Below are 17,089 nucleotides of genomic sequence, written 5' to 3'. Positions count from 1 at the left end.
TCCAGTTTTTAAGAGCTATTAATATAAAAAATAGAACGAATATAAATTTAGTTGATTTCATCTGATGACATAGATAAACGGTGCAGCATTTCTATACAGGCTCTGCTATTGTGATAAGGGCATTTCCAAGCACTTAGTTTAGGTTCATTTGGCAGTGGTTTTCCGCTTGGATCAACACCCCACAGCCATTCCCCATTTACTTTATCAACGATACAATTTTGAATAAACTGCCATGAATGTAAGGCGGCTTCATAAAAACGAGGATCATCTGTAAGCTGAAAGGCATTAAAAAAACCAACCATGGCTTCGGCTTGGGGCCACCAATCCTTGTTAGCATTTGTTATGCCTGTTTCATTTCCTTCATTCCATATGCCACCATCATGGTCAATTCCTTCATGAAGTGTTGCATTCGCCATTGAAATGACAATTCCTTTCACTTTGGCCAACAATTTTTCATTCCCCAGCACTTGAGCAGCTTCATATAATAGCCAGCTACCCTCAATGTCATGACCATATGAGATCGCATTGCTTTTGCTATTCCATTGCTCATCAAAAAATAGTAAAAAGTGATGATTATCTAGATTAATAATATGATGAAGTGTAATTTCTATTAATTCAGTTAGCTTTTGCGCTAAAAGTGGAGATTTCCACACCCGATAAAGCTGAGTATAGGCTTCCAAAACATGTAGATGGGTGTTCATTGATTTTTTCTCATTTAAGTCCTTATCACTCAAGGATAAATTGTCGGTTGCGCACCATTCCCTAGAAAACGCCTCAAAGTAGCCCCTATGCTCCGTGTCATAGCTATGTTGTTCTAGCAAATGGAATAAAGCAATTCCGTTAACTAATGCAACCTCGCAACCAGTAGCTAAAAAATACTCTGTCAAAGCATAAATGACAAAGGCTTGCCCATACACCTGTTTCTTGGTTTCTATTGGATTTCCTTTATAGTCGATCAGCCAATAAAAACCTCCATATTGTTCATCTTCAAATAACTCAAATAAGGAGGTATAGGCGTAGTGCGCCATGTCTAAATAGTCCTGTTTGTCAGTAAACCGATAGGCAGCTGAAAAGGTCCATAATATGCGGGCAGCAAGGACGAGGCTTTTATTTGCGTCGTGAACAATGGCCATATCCTGATTGATTTGCCCAATAAAGCCACCATGTTTAACATCTTTGGCGTGTATTAACCAAAACGGTAAAATGTTAGCTTCAAGCTCCTTCTGTAAGGCATGCTTCCATTTTTCAATATCGACATGCATAACAAGCTCACTCCTTTTTACTGCTTGTTTGTTATTTTATTTTATTGTTGTTATATAACAATATAATTGCATTCACATTTCTTTATGACTTAAAACTAATTTTTGTTAACCTATGAGATAGGAATGGATTGCAATCGTAGTTTAAAAATATAACTCACCGTTTAAGTTTGTAATAGTAATCTAAAGCGAGAGGGGACGTTAAGTTAGATGAGAGAGCATACTTTAAATCAACAAAAACAAATGTGCACCAAATATAATGCTTCCTTTTGTGAGGCTCCTAGTCATTTAAAAGTAGGAATATCTTTAAATGTAAGGGAGGGCATAATACCGATACATGGCTTGCGTATTCAGCCTGAAAATAGTACAACGGGCTGGTATATATGGGCAGGAGAAGAGATGTCACAAGCTGATGATTTTTTTGTTCCTTTACATGTCGCACATGTTGAAGAGTGGGTGCCTGGTATTGAGAAGTATTTAGGTCTTAGTCCTGGTTGGCGATTTATAATAGCAGATGACTATGAAGATGTATGGTTTGACGAAGCGATTTTAAAATCGTAAAAAAGCATCCACTAACTGTGATGAACGCGAGCGTTTGCCTAGTTAGTTGGATGCTTTTTTTAAATCCCATTATGGCTAATGTAAATTTCGTATTAGCTGTCGTTAGCGTATATGCTCAACCTATAAATTAGCTAACGCTGATTTTAACTTCGGAAATACGTTTAGTGCATTCGAGTAAAAAACTTCTTCCCAGTGAGGTTCTGGAATTAAATTTTTAACAAATTCAATATAAGCCCCAACTGGAATCAATGGCCAATCTGTGCCAAACAATACTTTATCATATCGCTCAGCAAAGACGAGCGCACGACGGAAATGATCGGTATATGTCTGCTCTTTCATCAGTCGCTGCACCTTAGCCGCATCGCCAACGATCCAGCCTGATAAATCTGCATATAGGTTTTCATTTTTTTCAAGCATTGCTGCCGTATCCATCACCCATGGATCACCAAGATGACAAATCATAAAATTAATATCCCGATGCTTCATGATGGCTTCCTCCATCGCTAGTGGATGTGAGTATTTGAGTAAACCTCGATCAGAATAGGTTAACCCACCGTGGATGACAACAGGAACTTGATACGTAGCAGCCAGCTTATACACTGGGTCATATATGGGATCATGAACAGCGTAATGATAATATCCTGCGTATAGCTTAATTCCTACGACATGAGTTTGCTGTAGAGCTTGCTCTAACTGTGCTAACTGACCCGACTCATGTAGTGTATGTGGATTAATACCAACACAAGTAAAAACGTTAGCAGGGAGGGGGGCGCTTAAATCAAGCCCCATCGGATTTTTAGCTTTCAGATCAGGAAAACCACCTTCTTGCGTTTCTGTTACTCCCATACCAATCGCCGCGACAACGCCTGCCTGTTGAAATTCCACCGCTAAACCAGTTGCAGAATAATCAATGTGAGCTAAAGATTTTGCAGTATCATGAAAGCTTGCTATATTTGAAAAATGAATATGGGCATCAATGATTTTCAAGTTGCCTTACCTCCAATATTGATTATGAGAGCGTAAATGTGAGGTTCAGTAAATCAGCGTAAGCTGCTTTTGACGCTTCTAGCTCATTTAGGACATAAAATTGTGGATTGGTTAAAAAATGAGCGCCATGCTTGGCTTGATGCGTTTGAATCGTAATTGAAGAAATTACTTGATTATCAATATAGCTATAGCAGTTTCCTTTATTTGGATTGCTAACTAAAGTTAGCTTTTGCCCTCTTTCAGTGGAATGATAGTGGATCACATCATCAAAGGTAAACTCGATATCTGCTGTACCCACTTTAAATTGGATTTTGTCACCTTGCTCATTTTGATAGGAAACTCGGCTATGAGTTAGCTCCTCTGCTGTCTTAAAAAAGCTCCATGTTGACATAGACAAAGGATGATAAGAAGTATTAGTCTGCTGATCCACTTCAACGACGGTAGCCAAAACAGGCACACCTGGCAGCAATAAGAAATATTGATGGTAAATAAGGCCCTTATAAATCTCGTTTTTTTCAATCGAAATCGTCATTTTAATGCCTGACCACACATTTCCTTTGTTGTCATGGAGCTTAGCAAATTCAGCCCACCGTTTTTCCTCCATCAACGAAAGGAGAGAAATATTGCTAGGGTGTGTGGAAATTCCACCAAGCCAAGGGTTCCACCACGCTTTTGGTTGTGCCTTTGGAAAAGAAGCATCTAGCCATTCTTGCTCTTTATAACATAATGAGAACAAAGAAGGGGCATAATCGGAGCTTGCTGAAATCGAAAGGCTCCCATTATTTACAGTCAAAACTGGTTTTTCTTGCTCTATGATTTCTTGCTGTACAACCTCATCTGTACCTATAGGGAAAACAACCGATTGCTTTTGTAATAGAAAGGTATCAAAGTCCAAAGTGGTTTCTACGATATCCATTGTCATTCCCGTATCCCCATCAGAAGTTGAATCACAAGCATATGCAATGCTCCCATGAGGGGTAGAAAATTGGACCTCACTTGGATTGTTTTCAAGCTGAACAGGGTAGGTATCCGTAGCGATACTACCAAGCTTCGAGCTTATCCTTACGGCTCCAGTTAAGCTTGTTTTTTTATGTTCGCGTAACTTTATTTGTAGAGTATCACTTATAAATGGATTCCCATCATTTAAAATATACTCCATCGGCTTACTTAATGGTGGAGAAGGAGGCGCTTGGGTTTTGCGAACATAATCTCTAAATTCATCCCATTCTGAAAATGTACCTACACTAAAAATGTATGGAACGCTATCGGCATAACTACCTGCTTGTAGTGAACCTATCTTTTGATGAGTAGCATGTTGATAACCTTCCTGTTCCAAGCTGCATTGTTCTGGCCAACTCATTCCATAGCTTCCTGTATCCGTATAAGTGAACATCCAGTTTTCTGTAAAATGTTCAGCTTTGTAATAGTTTCTAGTTTTTGCATAAGGAGGTTGTCTAAGATCAAGAAATTGATGATTATAAGGTAAAATTGAATTTTCTATACCGAAATAAAACTTTTCCTTTAGCTCCAGCATTTCTGGAATGGCTTGCTGAGATAAGTTGTGAATTCGATAATAGAGCGTTGCAAGTCCATTATTATAAAGGCTAACATAAGCAATAAGCTGTACATTATCGTATCCTTCTAGTGCATAATGTGCTTCCAATACAATGCTGTCACTCATTACGTTAAAGCTGACCTCAAGTGGAGGTTTTTGGTCGTATTTATTGCTAAAAGGTGGACCTAGCTTGGCAAGAGGTAAACTTGCGACAACATGATTACGACGCACATCAATGATGGAAATTTCATTTTGATAGCGATTAAGGCTTGCTAAGCGATTTCCGTTACCAATGACCCATTGATGGCTGTTTTCACCAGAAAATACACCACTTCGTCCATGTACAAGTGCAGTTAACTCACTTTCTACCCTTGCTTGCTCATGTTCTAACTGAACTGTGAGCTGTAGAGCTTCGGTATACAACCCATATTGGGTTACTAACCCTTGTACGGGGAGGCTATAACGCCCTTTAGCAGGAATCGTTAGCGTATAGACTTGATCATCAAAAGCGATCAAATCATTTACGGGTAAAGTAAAAGTAGTGACAACCTCCTCATCATAATGATTTTCTAACGTGAGGTAGAAGTTGGCTTGCTGTCCTAAGTAAAATTCACTGTGCTCCGAGCCCATCGCGAGCTTGATTGGAAAAACAGGATAAACCCCCGTTTTAAAGCTTGCTTGTAGACCATTAATAAGAACAGCTGTTTCGACAATGGGATGGGTACGCCATTTATTAATTTCCTGCTGGATTGGCTGTACCAAGAAATGCCCTTCGATCACGGTTTTATCTTGTACTTCTATCGTTTCGTTCAAATCAAACTGAATATTTTTATTAGAAATCCCTTCTAGGGATACTTGCAATGGTTTGCCACTTTTATTGTGAATGGTATAGGTGATAGGATAACTTGTCCCATAAGGTAACTTGTGCTGAGGAATATCAGCTTTAATTAAATAATCGTTAGTTTCGATTAAACGAATACCCCGACCTGTACGCTCAAAATCAATTTTAAGTAGCTGTCCATCATGCACCCAATGATAAGTGAAGTAATCAAACCCATTGATGTGCTCCCCATCCGGCTGAACAGTAAGATCACGTTTCCCATCTGCATACCAATCTGCAGTATCAAAATAATCACGAACAGCCTCAGTCTGCAAAACGGTAGGAATGAAATTCATTAGATGAGTAGTCTCATCTCTTTTTTCCCAAAAGAAGCCACATTTTTTGTACGTCGGTACTGCCTTCGTATTTCCTGGCCATGTGTACAAATCTACTCTTGGCCAACCAAGCTCGATGGTAGCCTGCACGGCTCTAAGTACAAGTGACTTTCCAACCTTACGTCCATGAAAATCAGGTCTAACATTCAGTAAAGCAATATATAACGCGCCTTCATCCTCTTGATAGTAGTTAAAGCTACAGTAGCCAACAACCTCCTCACCTACTAGTGCTAAAAAAACATGTAAATGCTTATTTTGCGCCTCGTCACGTTGAACGTCTTGCCCTGTACGTATTACATTTCCGCCACCCCAGCTCTCATTGCTTTGGTTCCACATCTCTGCAATGGAGTCGGCATACTTAGGCTCATATTCTACAATCGTAATGTTTGCAGCTGTCATTGTTTACTTCAACCTCCTGTCAGATCAAAAGCATTTTATGAAATGGATGAATCTGTAATTCACTATCATCATAAACGATTTAATAGGCTAATCACAATTAACGTTTACTTAATATTTGAGACAGATTCGCGGTGGATGATAGTGCCTTGCACTAGTACACGCCCTAATTTAAGACTTGGGTACGAGAGCTTATCAATGATATATTTCACAGCGATACTAGACATCTGCTCAAAGTTCACTTCCATTGTAGTAAGATGAGGTGTTGCAATTGTGGCATAAATATCATTGTCAAAACCAACAACGGAGCAATCCTTTGGCACAGCATAGCCTTTGCTTTTAAGCTTTTGTATTAATAAATATGCGATTTGATCACAGTTGCACACAAAAGCCGTTGGCATATTTTGAGGCGAATCAGGAAGCTCAGAATTAGGCAACTCAAGCTCAATATATTTTCCACGCTCATCCCGATCAGATATAACTAAGCTCTCATCTAACTTAATGTTGTGTTCAAGCAATGACTTGTAATAGCCAAGGTAACGATCCTGTATACTGCTAGTGGAATTAATATTTCCTACATAAGCAATTTTGGTATGACCTTGTGAAATTAAATAATTCGTTATTGCGTAAGCACCATAAAAGTTATCTGTCACGATCGCATCAATATCTGAATGCTCATCATAAAAATCAAGAAATACTTTAGGTAAATCCATGTCTTGTACGAGTTGAATGTAGCTTTTGCTGATTTGACCTAAAATGATGAGTCCATCCACCTTTTTTTCAGCATAGATTTTGGGGATCTGTAATTGCTCCTCATCTTCATCACTTAAAATACTCAGTATGCCAAAATAACCGGCTTGCTCAAGTAACAATGAAATTTGCTTATAGACGATCAGGTAAAAAGATTGAGCAAGACCTGTGAAGCGTTCTGGAATAATGACGCCGATGTTATGGGAGAACCCTTCCTTCATCGCTTTTGCTGTCGTGTTGTAGCGATAGCCCATCTGCGCTGCGAGCTGTTTTATTTTTTGTTTAAGCTCGTCACTTACCCCTTCTTTATCACCTAGTGCCTTGGAAACGGTAACCGTGCTAACACCTAGCTGATTTGCGATATCGCGCATCGTAATATTACTTTTCATCATGTATCCTCCATTAAAGTAAATCTTAAATTAAGTAAATCTAAAATTGATGTGAACCTTTATGTAATAAGTAGTATACAACATATTGACCTGTAAACGTATTCATTATATGATTCAATTATAAGTTAACGATAACTTAATTATAACTTAACTAATTACTTCGCTGACAAAATTAACTTAAAGTTATATTGGAGGGGATAAGAGATTCATAAGCTTATTGTGAAGCATAAATTATTAGCTGTTAACTACATTATTTGTATTGCTATTTAGTAAGAAGAGTGCGGTTAAGGTTTCTCTAGTGTCGTTTTTGATTGGAACTATCTTTTTCACGATTATGATTACCTTTCGTTAAAGGCTAATCATTACTTAACAAGGTTAGCTATTTTATTTTTTAAATATGAGGGGAGTTTTTATAATGTCAGAGGTACGAATTATTGGAGAAGTTTTAAAAAATATGCCATGGCAAGAAAAGCCAGCTGGAGCACAAGGCCCTGTATGGAGACATCAGCAAAATCCAGTGATTGAACGCAACCCTGTGGAAGGGATTTCTAGAATATTTAATAGTGCTGTGAATGTGTATGGAGAGCAATTTGTAGGAGTATTTCGTGCTGAGTCGCCAAACAGTCGTCCTCACTTACATTTAGGCTGGAGTGAAGATGCCTTGGATTGGAACATTGATAAGGAGCCAATTCAATTTGTAAATGAGGAAGGGGAATCTTTTAATCCTCGTTCTGCTTATGATCCTAGATTAGTTAAGGTCGAAGATGAGTATTACATCATTTGGTGTACTGATTTTTATGGTGCGGCAATTGGTATCGCGAAAACGAAGGATTTCAAAACATTTGTACGTTTAGGCAATCCGTTTTTACCTTTTAATCGGAATGGTGTGTTATTCCCACGTAAAATAAACGATAACTTCATTATGTTATCCCGCCCAAGTGATAGCGGTCATACTCCGTTTGGTGATATTTTTATAAGTGAAAGTCCTGATCTTGTATATTGGGGTAAGCATAAGCACGTAATGAGCAGAGGTGGCTATGGCTGGTGGCAAAACGTTAAAATTGGTGGGGGACCTGCTCCAATTGAGACAACTGAAGGCTGGCTGATGTTTTATCATGGGGTAACTGGAACGTGTAACGGGTTTGTGTATAGTATGGGTGTCGCTATTTTAGATATCGATGAACCTTCGAAAGTGAAGTATCGCTGTCAAAATTTTGTTTTGACTCCTGAAGAATGGTACGAAGAGCGTGGTTTTGTAAATAATGTTGTGTTCCCTTGTGCAACGCTACATGATGCGGAAACTGGCAAAATTGCGATTTATTACGGCGCTACAGATACTTATGTAGGTGTAGCTTATACAACAGTACAAGAAATTGTGGATTATTGTATTGCAAATCATGAGCAAGTCGGTGAGGATGCGGAGCTTGGCTTGATTTAGTTAATTTAGTTGACTCGTGTCATGTACCTAGGTGAAGCAGGAGGTTATTTTGTAATATGAATTTAGAAATGCCTTTAGAGCAGTTATACCAATACAAGGGGAGTAGCCCGAAGCCAGATGATTTTGATCAATATTGGGCGCGAGCCTTAACTGAGCTAGATGAACAATCGTTATATTATGAGCTTGTGCCCGCAGCTTTTCAAACCCCAATTGCAGAATGCTATCATTTATATTTTACAGGTGTAGGTGGTGCAAAAGTTCATGCAAAATATGTGAAGCCTACTTCTATGACAGGAAAAGGTGCTAATGCTAGCACAGGTGCTTGTTCTTTTGTTGGTGCTGGTGTAGTGCAGTTTCATGGTTACTCTGTGGATAGTGGTGATTGGTCTGATAAAGTGACCCTTGCGGCACATGGAATAACGGTGTTAGCGCTAGATTGTCGGGGTCAAGGTGGGCTTTCTCAGGATACTGTTTCCGTTCAAGGGATGACCTTGCGAGGCCATGTTGTACGTGGACTTGGGGATAGCGATCCAGATCACTTATATTATCGCAATGTATTTTTAGATACGGTACAATGTGTACGTATATTAATGTCAATGGCACATGTGGATGAAAACAGAATTGGTGTGCAGGGTGTATCTCAAGGTGGTGCGCTTGCGGTAGCTTGTGCTGGATTAGAGCCACGAGTGAAGCTAGCGGTGTGCGTGTATCCATTTTTATGTGATTATAAAAAAGCATGGCAATCCAACCTTACGTCCTCTGCTTATGAGGAACTAGCCTATTTCTTTCGAATATATGATCCTAATCATAAGCGAGAAGATGAGATATTCAACAAACTAGGTTACATCGATATTCAAAATCTTGCAGAACGTATTCGGGGAAAAGTGTTATGGCTGATGGGTTTATCTGATCCAATTTGTCCACCTTCAACTCAATTCGCAGCTTATAACAAAATTACGGCTGAAAAAGAACTTCTGTTATACCATGAATTTGGTCATGAATATTTGCCAGGTCAAGGTGATCATATGCTGCAGTTTTTGCTGAAATTATAGATATGAATTAAGGCTCAACATAGTAATCAGTGCTTGACAAACTTTGGAGTGAGACGCTACGTAGCAGAGAGTGGTTTCAACCGCTGTTAAATTCCCGCTTTTTTCATAACTTGTCTTGAAGTGATAAAAGTGGGACTTTAAAGGCGGACGCTATCGCTTTTCCACCATCTCTCTGCTCCTCCGCTTAGTTTGCCTATTGTCAAGCACTTATTTTAAGGTTGAGCCTAAATTAAAAGAGATAACATGCAAGAAATGCTTTAAGTAGATTGAAAAAACCAGCTAATGCCTTGTTGTTTTACAAGGAGTTAACTGGTTTATTTATTTTGATTTTAATCTTCGTATTATTTTATCTAGCGCAAGGCCGATCAAAAACCAAAATAAAATGGTTAATGCATATACTAAGGAAGTTGGAAAAGGGATCTTGCGTACAGCAGGAAAGTTTATGGCTAACCACATTACAGGGCTGGTCAAGGCTAGAAGGATATTGTAATCATCATGTTGAGTAAAATTAATAATGACGACGATGACTGCCAATAACGAAAGCCAGAAACGAAATGACCTGAACCATTTACCCATGATCTTAACCTCCAAACGATAAAAATTTAAGTTTACCATAGCACAAAAGTTTTCTGTTTCCTAATGAATGCGAATTAGTTGTCATAGTCCCAACGCTTGGCATTGATGTGAATGACTGCAACTGCTATAATGAATTGATTGTACTTCTTATGATTTTTGGTGGGGGTAAGGAATGACTGATATTAGAGCAAGACAAGAAAAAATTCGTAATTTTAGTATCATCGCACATATAGATCATGGTAAGTCAACATTAGCAGACCGTATTTTGGAGTATACCGGCGCGTTAACGACACGTGAAATGCAGGAACAGGTTCTGGATCATATGGACTTGGAGCGTGAGCGCGGTATTACAATCAAGCTACAGGCAGTGCGTTTGAGTTATCGTGCAGATGATGGTGAAGAGTATTTACTTAATTTAATTGATACCCCAGGGCACGTCGATTTTACGTATGAGGTTTCAAGAAGCTTGGCAGCTTGTGAAGGTGCTTTGCTTGTTGTAGATGCAGCGCAAGGGATTGAGGCGCAAACGTTGGCTAACGTTTATTTGGCGCTAGATAACGACCTTGAAATTTTGCCTGTTATTAATAAAATTGACTTACCAAGTGCGGACCCTGATCGTGTAAAACAAGAAATTGAAGATGTCATTGGCCTAGATACCACTGATGCTGTCCATGCTTCCGCAAAAGCAGGGATTGGCATTAAAGAAATTTTGGAGCAAGTAGTGAAGCAAGTCCCAGCACCAACAGGTGATCCGGACAAGCCTCTTAAAGCGCTTATTTTTGACTCGCATTATGACCCGTACAAAGGGGTTATTGTGTATGTTCGTGTTATCGATGGAAAAATAAAAGCAGGCTCTAAAATTAAAATGATGGCAACAAACAAAACGTTTGAAGTCATTGAGGTTGGTGCATTTAAGCCTCGGATGACGATTGTGGATGAGCTTAATATTGGGGATGTAGGTTTTATTGTTGCTGGGATTAAAACAGTTGGTGACACACGTGTCGGGGATACCGTTACTGATGCTAAGAACCCTACACCAGAAGCATTACCAGGTTATCGCAAAATTAATCCAATGGTATATTGTGGACTGTACCCAATTGAGTCCTCTGACTACAACGATTTACGTGAAGCGCTTGAAAAGCTTCAATTAAATGATGCTTCACTTAGCTTTGAGCCTGAGACATCAAGTGCACTTGGTTTTGGTTTCCGTTGCGGTTTCCTTGGACTATTGCATATGGATGTTATTCAAGAGCGGATTGAGCGTGAATTTAATATTCCATTGATTACAACTGCGCCAAGCGTTATTTATCATGTTACCTTAACAAATGGGGAAATGATTGTCATCGACAACCCTTCAAACTATCCTGAGGTTGGGAAGATTGACTTTGTTGAGGAGCCGTTTGTGAAGGCAGCGATTATTGTACCAAATGATTATGTTGGAACAGTTATGGAGTTGTGCCAAAACAAACGTGGCGAGTTTGTAAACATGGAATATTTAGATACAACTCGTGTTACGATTACGTATCAAATTCCATTGTCTGAAATCGTATATGATTTCTTTGATCAGCTGAAGTCAGGAACGAAGGGCTATGCTTCATTTGACTATGAGTTATCTGGCTACAGACGTTCCAACTTGGTTAAAATGGACATCTTGCTTAATAGTGAGCAGGTGGATGCATTGTCCTTTATCGTTCATAAGGATCGTGCTTATCAACGTGGACGTGTCATTTGTGAGAAGCTACGTGAGTTGATTCCACGTCAAATGTTTGAAGTTCCAATTCAAGCCTCAGTGGGCACAAAGGTCGTTGCACGTGAAACCGTTAAAGCGATGCGTAAAAACGTACTTGCTAAATGTTATGGTGGCGATATTTCACGTAAACGTAAGCTATTAGAGAAGCAAAAAGAAGGTAAAAAACGGATGAAGCAGGTCGGCAGTGTAGAAGTTCCGCAAGAGGCATTTATGGCTGTGCTGAAGCTGGACGAGTAGCTTTAATCCTAACTCAATTTTTTTATAATTCTAGATCCCTGCTTGTTATGATCATTTTTTATGAAATGGACATAGCGGGTGGGGATTTTTATATTTTTTGAATAGTTAGGCTTTTCCCTATCTTTTTTTTAGAATTATATATATTTTGAAGCTAGTATTAACTTTAATGAGTAGTATATTTAATAAGTACAACATGATGGATACATGTATATTAAAATCAAATGATTTATGGAAGTGCTCATATTCAATGTTTTTTTGTAAGCGTTTTATTAGAGGCTTTGGTTTTGAATTAAAATATTACAATTTAAGCAGTAGAACGGAGGTATTCATAAATGAAGCTTTGGTACGACAAACCTGCAGGGGCTTGGAATGAAGCCTTGCCACTTGGTAATGGAAAGTTAGGCGCCATGGTGTATGGTGGTGTCAATGTTGAACAGGTTCAACTGAATGAGGATAGTGTGTGGTATGGCGGGCCAAGAGATCGCAACAATCCAGATACACTGACGCATTTGCCACAAATCCGTGACATGATTTTTAATGGGCAAATTAAAGAAGCGGAAAAGCTAGCAGCCTTTGCATTAACAGGTGTACCAGAGGGGCAACGTCATTATGAAACGTTAGGCAATTTATTTCTCTTTTTTGATGAAGAAGGAGAGACAGAAAACTACTATAGAGCGCTTGATTTAGAGACAGCAATAGTGACCAGCTCATTTACTAAAAATGGGGTGACATATTATCGTGAAGCTTTCACAAGCTTTCCTGCTGGGGTGTTTGTTTTACATTTAACTGCGGATCAATCAGGATGCTTATCTTTTCATACCCAACTTGCTAGAGGGAATTCAATCTGGAATCGTGATCCGTTTTCAAAGTATACGTTTAAATATCAGGTTGGCTTTAATGCCTATTTGGATGAAAATAAAGCATTGTCACAGGACAGTGTATATATGAAGGGCAGATGTGGTGGGGAGGACGCGGTTTCCTTTGCAAGTGCGATGAAAATAAAGGTAACCGGTGGAACCGTAAAAACAATCGGTAACTCCATTATCGTCGAAGGTGCAGATGAGGCCACCATTTACTTAGCGGCGGCTACGACGTATAGAGAAGCTGATCCTTTAGGTTGTGCTGTAAAACGAATAGAGCAGGCAGCTTTGCAAGCTTATGATGAGTTAAAAAGGGAGCATATCGCAGATTATCAAGCTTTGTTTCAGCGTGTACAGTTTAAGCTAGCTAGTGGTGGGACTAGTGGAACAAGTAGAGTAGGTGGATCAAGCGGGGATAGCGTCAATTATTTGCCAACAGATGCTCGTTTGGAACGAGTGCGTGCTGGAGAACGTGACGATGATCTCATTCCATTATATTTTCAATATGGACGTTATTTGATGATTGCAGGGAGTCGCCCTGGTTCATTGCCACTAACACTTCAAGGTATCTGGAATCAAGATATGTTACCTGTGTGGGATAGCAAATATACGATTAATATCAACACTCAAATGAACTATTGGCCCAGTGAAGCATGTAATCTAGCAGATTGCCATCTACCTTTATTTGATTTAATAGAAATAATGCGTGAGCCAGGAAGAGTAACAGCTAACAAAATGTATGGGTGCAACGGTTTTATGGCTCATCATAATACAGATATATGGGGAGATACAGCGCCACAGGATGTGTGCTTAAGCTCCAGCGTATGGGTAATGGGGGCGGCATGGCTTTGTCTTCATTTGTGGGAGCATTATGAATACAGTCGGGATTTGGAATTTTTAGCTCGTGCCTATGAGACGATGAAGGAAGCAGCAATGTTTCTCTCTGAATATTTGATCGAGGATCACGAAGGAAGATTGGTTATTTGCCCCACAATTTCTCCTGAAAATGAATATGTGTTACCTAATGGGAACGTGGGCGTATTGTGCTCTGGGGCATCAATGGACGCACAAATTGTTACAGCATTATTTGAAAGCTGTATTGAGGCCGCAGAGGAGCTAAGCATCCAAGACGCATTTGTTTCAAAACTAAAGCAGCAGCTTCAAAAAATACCACAACCTCAGATTGGGCGTTATGGTCAAATTCAGGAGTGGGCGGACGATTACGAAGAGGTGGATTTAGGTCATCGTCATATCTCTCATTTATTTGCTTTATATCCTGGAAAACAGATTACGATGAAGCAAACGCCTCAATTGGCGCAGGCTGCGCGCCGAACATTAGAACGTAGATTACAGCATGGCGGTGGGCATACGGGATGGAGTCGGGCTTGGATCGCAAATATGTGGGTACGACTGCAAGATGGACAACTTGCTTATGATAACGTTGTGGCTTTGTTAGGATATACTACATTACCTAATCTTTTTTGTGATCATCCTCCTTTTCAGATTGATGGAAATTTTGGGGGAACTGCGGCTATTACAGAAATGCTGATACAAAGTCATGAAGGTGAAATTCATTTATTACCTGCGATTCCTTCTCATTGGACGGAGGGGAGTGTAAGTGGATTAAGGGCTAGAGGTGGCGTTGAGCTTAGCTTTAGCTGGAAGAACAGCAAAATTGAACAGGTTAACATTAAGGCATCTACGACAAGCACAATATGGATACGCTGTGGACAAGATGCTGCTCAAATACAGGTGGTGTCAGGTGAAACCTATGAATTAAATCATTATTTAGAGCTGATAAAGTAACCTGTTGAAGATGATGTTTTCCTAAGTGGATGAATTCATTTAGGTTAAAGGTCGCTTTGTTGACGACTTCTATTAAATCCATTATGCTAATCAAGTCTTTACACAGTTATATAGACAATTAAATAAAGACAAGATTGGAGGCATAGCCATGGATAATACAATTCACATGCAAAGTGATAAACAACAAATTACAACAGAAACAAATCGTCAAGACTCGCAACACACATCGGCTGCGCCTAATGCAGTTTATATACACATTCCTTTTTGTACAAATAAATGCTTCTATTGCGATTTTAATTCCTATGTGCTGAAGGATCAGCCTGTGATGGATTACTTACGTGCTTTAGATCGTGAAATGGAATTAACGGTTGCCCAGAATCCTCCTGAGCGAATTGATAGCATTTTTGTTGGTGGAGGTACGCCAACGGTGCTGAATCCTGAGGAAATGGCTTTTTTCCTAGAATCTGTGCGTAAGCATTTTTCTCCATGGGCAAATGATATGGAGTTTTCGATGGAGGCAAACCCAGGAACGACAGATTTAGAGAAGCTAAAGGTAATGAAGGCGGGCGGAGTTAATCGCGTTAGCTTTGGTGTACAGGCTTTTCAAAATAAATTATTATCGGATATTGGCCGAATTCATAATACAGATGATGTGTATCGTAGTCTTGATAACGCACATAAGGCAGGATTAACTAATCTTTCGATTGATTTGATGTTTGGTTTACCTAGACAGACGGTTGAAATGTTAGATGAAAGCATTACGAAGGCACTTGAGCTGGATTTACCCCATTATTCTATTTACAGCTTAAAGGTGGAGGAAAATACACTTTTCCATACTTTATATAATAAGAATCAACTCCCTCTCCCCGCCGAGGAAGATGAGCTTAAAATGTACTTGTTGCTAATGGAACGGATGCAGGCTGCAGGTAGAATGCAATATGAAATCAGTAATTTTGCGATACCAGGCAAAGAAAGTCGTCATAACATTACGTATTGGCGTAATGAGGATTATTATGGCTTAGGTGCTGGCGCACATGGATATGTAGGTAGACAGCGGCATATTAACGTAAAGGGGGTTAACCCTTATGTGAAGGCATGTGCTGAGGGTTTGCCACGTATGCAGCAATTCGATGTTTCACAAAACGAAGCGATGGAGGACTTTGTAATGGTTGGCTTACGTATGCTTAAAGGGATGCGTAATGACGACTTTAGAAAGCAGTTTGGTCATTCGTTAGAGGACATATTTGAGGCTCCCTTACGTAAAATGCTCAATTTGGGTCTAATTCAGCAGCATGAAGATCAAGGTGGCTATCAGTTAAGCCAAAAAGGGATTTTATTTGGAAATGAAGTATTTGCCGAATTTATCGGTATTTTAACTGAAGAGTAATCTAGGCTGTATGCTTCTGTAAAGGGAGCAACAGCCTTTTTTCTTGTTAATATAAACTATATTATATGATTGTGGTATGTTGCACTTTTATTTTTGTGTTTCTCTAACTTTATCTAGCTTGTTCCGTTCATTTCTAAATTTTTCTGCACTCTTTAAATAAGCAACAATAAGTGGATGCGGATGCTCAGGTGTTGAGCTTAATTGAGGCTGAAAAAGTGTGGCAACAAAAAAGTTGTTTTTAGGTAATTCAAATATTCTCGTATTTCCGTCTTCATCACTTCCTGCTGTAACGTATCCATAAGCTTGCATTTGGCTTCTAAAGTGGTTGTTTAGTCCAAAGCTGCAATTGTAACGCTCTTCTGTATGTTGTTTCTTATATATTTGTGCAACGATAGTATCTTTAGTAAGAAAAATATTTCTTGTTTCTCCCACAAGTGAACAGCTTAGAGCAGAGATAAATAAATTTGGTGAATACGGGTCAAAGTCATTTTCGTTAAGTTCTGGTACACCCACAATATTGCGGGCAAACTCTAACACAACATGCTGAAAGCCTCCGCAGGTTCCAATAAAAGGAATATTGTTTGCTCTTGCGAACTGAATCCCATTCATTGCCCCCTGTGCACTTATATAGGGACTACCAGGAGCACACCATAAAGCATCAAAACGGTTTAAGCTTTGTAAGCTATCGTTAGTGATACTGTGATTGTTGCTGCTTTCTAGAGAATTCGTGGCAATCCACTCAGTTTCTTGATCCAAGCCTATATATTTAGCACAATGCGCTATTGCTTCATTCGTAGCTAAATGGGACACACGTCCATCATAATCCCCGATTACACCTATTTTTATCATCCACCTGACCTCCTTCACTTCA

General features: G+C 39.3%; 12 protein-coding genes. 6 read left to right on the top strand and 6 right to left on the bottom strand.

Going from position 1 to position 17,089, the window contains the following annotated elements; translation table 11 throughout:
• Positions 1 to 47 precede the first annotated feature (47 nt).
• Positions 48 to 1,262: an AGE family epimerase/isomerase gene (locus ABE099_RS10435; protein WP_430030005.1), complete on the bottom strand. Its 1,215-nt coding sequence runs from the start codon at positions 1,260 to 1,262 to the stop codon at positions 48 to 50.
• 207 nt (positions 1,263 to 1,469) lie between these two features.
• Here ABE099_RS10435 and ABE099_RS10430 point away from each other — a divergent pair, with 207 nt between their 5' ends.
• Complete coding sequence (locus ABE099_RS10430; RefSeq protein ID WP_430030003.1) at positions 1,470 to 1,820, top strand: immunity protein Imm33 domain-containing protein; 351 nt, start codon at positions 1,470 to 1,472, stop codon at positions 1,818 to 1,820.
• 120 nt (positions 1,821 to 1,940) lie between these two features.
• Here ABE099_RS10430 and ABE099_RS10425 read toward each other — a convergent pair whose 3' ends face one another.
• The 3 genes from ABE099_RS10425 to ABE099_RS10415 all read right to left on the bottom strand — a co-directional run bounded on the left by ABE099_RS10425 (position 1,941) and on the right by ABE099_RS10415 (position 7,112).
• The gene (locus tag ABE099_RS10425; protein ID WP_430030001.1) at positions 1,941 to 2,807 is read right to left on the bottom strand and encodes an amidohydrolase family protein; all 867 of its coding nucleotides are present in this window, start codon (positions 2,805 to 2,807) and stop codon (positions 1,941 to 1,943) included.
• A 22-nt stretch (positions 2,808 to 2,829) separates the two neighbouring features.
• Entirely contained in the window at positions 2,830 to 5,976 is a 3,147-nt protein-coding gene (locus ABE099_RS10420; RefSeq protein WP_430029999.1) for a GNAT family N-acetyltransferase, read from the bottom strand.
• A 104-nt stretch (positions 5,977 to 6,080) separates the two neighbouring features.
• Positions 6,081 to 7,112, bottom strand: a complete 1,032-nt coding sequence (locus ABE099_RS10415; protein ID WP_430029997.1) for a substrate-binding domain-containing protein — start codon at positions 7,110 to 7,112, stop codon at positions 6,081 to 6,083.
• Between the two features lie 415 nt (positions 7,113 to 7,527).
• On the opposite strand from ABE099_RS10415, the gene ABE099_RS10410 reads away from it, so the two are divergent.
• Complete coding sequence (locus ABE099_RS10410; RefSeq protein WP_430029995.1) at positions 7,528 to 8,550, top strand: glycoside hydrolase family 130 protein; 1,023 nt, start codon at positions 7,528 to 7,530, stop codon at positions 8,548 to 8,550.
• A 56-nt stretch (positions 8,551 to 8,606) separates the two neighbouring features.
• Positions 8,607 to 9,602, top strand: coding sequence for an acetylxylan esterase (locus ABE099_RS10405; RefSeq protein WP_430029993.1), 996 nt, complete (start codon positions 8,607 to 8,609; stop codon positions 9,600 to 9,602).
• A 318-nt stretch (positions 9,603 to 9,920) separates the two neighbouring features.
• On the opposite strand, the gene ABE099_RS10400 is transcribed toward ABE099_RS10405, so the two are convergent.
• Positions 9,921 to 10,178 carry a hypothetical protein gene (locus ABE099_RS10400; protein WP_430029990.1) on the bottom strand — a complete coding sequence of 86 codons (258 nt, stop codon included), beginning with the start codon at positions 10,176 to 10,178 and terminating at the stop codon, positions 9,921 to 9,923.
• A gap of 172 nt (positions 10,179 to 10,350) precedes the next feature.
• Here ABE099_RS10400 and lepA point away from each other — a divergent pair, with 172 nt between their 5' ends.
• From lepA to hemW, 3 genes are all read left to right on the top strand, one after another.
• Entirely contained in the window at positions 10,351 to 12,165 is a 1,815-nt protein-coding gene (lepA, locus tag ABE099_RS10395) for a translation elongation factor 4 (protein WP_430029988.1), read from the top strand.
• 332 nt (positions 12,166 to 12,497) lie between these two features.
• Positions 12,498 to 14,831 carry a glycoside hydrolase family 95 protein gene (locus tag ABE099_RS10390; protein WP_430029986.1) on the top strand — a complete coding sequence of 778 codons (2,334 nt, stop codon included), beginning with the start codon at positions 12,498 to 12,500 and terminating at the stop codon, positions 14,829 to 14,831.
• Positions 14,832 to 14,997: 166 nt separating this feature from the next.
• Positions 14,998 to 16,218, top strand: a complete 1,221-nt coding sequence (gene hemW / locus ABE099_RS10385) for a radical SAM family heme chaperone HemW (protein ID WP_430030572.1) — start codon at positions 14,998 to 15,000, stop codon at positions 16,216 to 16,218.
• A gap of 87 nt (positions 16,219 to 16,305) precedes the next feature.
• Here hemW and ABE099_RS10380 read toward each other — a convergent pair whose 3' ends face one another.
• On the bottom strand, positions 16,306 to 17,067 hold the full coding sequence (locus ABE099_RS10380; protein WP_430029984.1) for a CTP synthase C-terminal region-related (seleno)protein: 762 nt from the start codon (positions 17,065 to 17,067) through the stop codon (positions 16,306 to 16,308).
• Between the last annotated feature and the right edge of the window lie 22 nt (positions 17,068 to 17,089).

The sequence above is a fragment of the Paenibacillus turicensis genome (genome assembly GCF_050461185.1).
Classification (GTDB): domain Bacteria; phylum Bacillota; class Bacilli; order Paenibacillales; family Paenibacillaceae; genus Fontibacillus; species Fontibacillus turicensis_A.
This window is presented reverse-complemented; position numbering and strand designations above follow the sequence as displayed.

Bases quoted from the DNA above. Each gene is read 5' to 3' on its own strand.
- ABE099_RS10435 (WP_430030005.1), bottom strand. From the start codon at position 1,262: ATGCATGTCGATATTGAAAAATGGAAGCATGCCTTACAGAAGGAGCTT.
- ABE099_RS10430 (WP_430030003.1), top strand. From the start codon at position 1,470: ATGAGAGAGCATACTTTAAATCAACAAAAACAAATGTGCACCAAATAT.
- ABE099_RS10420 (WP_430029999.1), bottom strand. From the start codon at position 5,976: ATGACAGCTGCAAACATTACGATTGTAGAATATGAGCCTAAGTATGCC.
- ABE099_RS10415 (WP_430029997.1), bottom strand. From the start codon at position 7,112: ATGAAAAGTAATATTACGATGCGCGATATCGCAAATCAGCTAGGTGTT.
- ABE099_RS10410 (WP_430029995.1), top strand. From the start codon at position 7,528: ATGTCAGAGGTACGAATTATTGGAGAAGTTTTAAAAAATATGCCATGG.
- ABE099_RS10405 (WP_430029993.1), top strand. From the start codon at position 8,607: ATGAATTTAGAAATGCCTTTAGAGCAGTTATACCAATACAAGGGGAGT.
- ABE099_RS10400 (WP_430029990.1), bottom strand. From the start codon at position 10,178: ATGGGTAAATGGTTCAGGTCATTTCGTTTCTGGCTTTCGTTATTGGCA.
- lepA (WP_430029988.1), top strand. From the start codon at position 10,351: ATGACTGATATTAGAGCAAGACAAGAAAAAATTCGTAATTTTAGTATC.
- ABE099_RS10390 (WP_430029986.1), top strand. From the start codon at position 12,498: ATGAAGCTTTGGTACGACAAACCTGCAGGGGCTTGGAATGAAGCCTTG.
- hemW (WP_430030572.1), top strand. From the start codon at position 14,998: ATGCAAAGTGATAAACAACAAATTACAACAGAAACAAATCGTCAAGAC.
- ABE099_RS10380 (WP_430029984.1), bottom strand. From the start codon at position 17,067: ATGATAAAAATAGGTGTAATCGGGGATTATGATGGACGTGTGTCCCAT.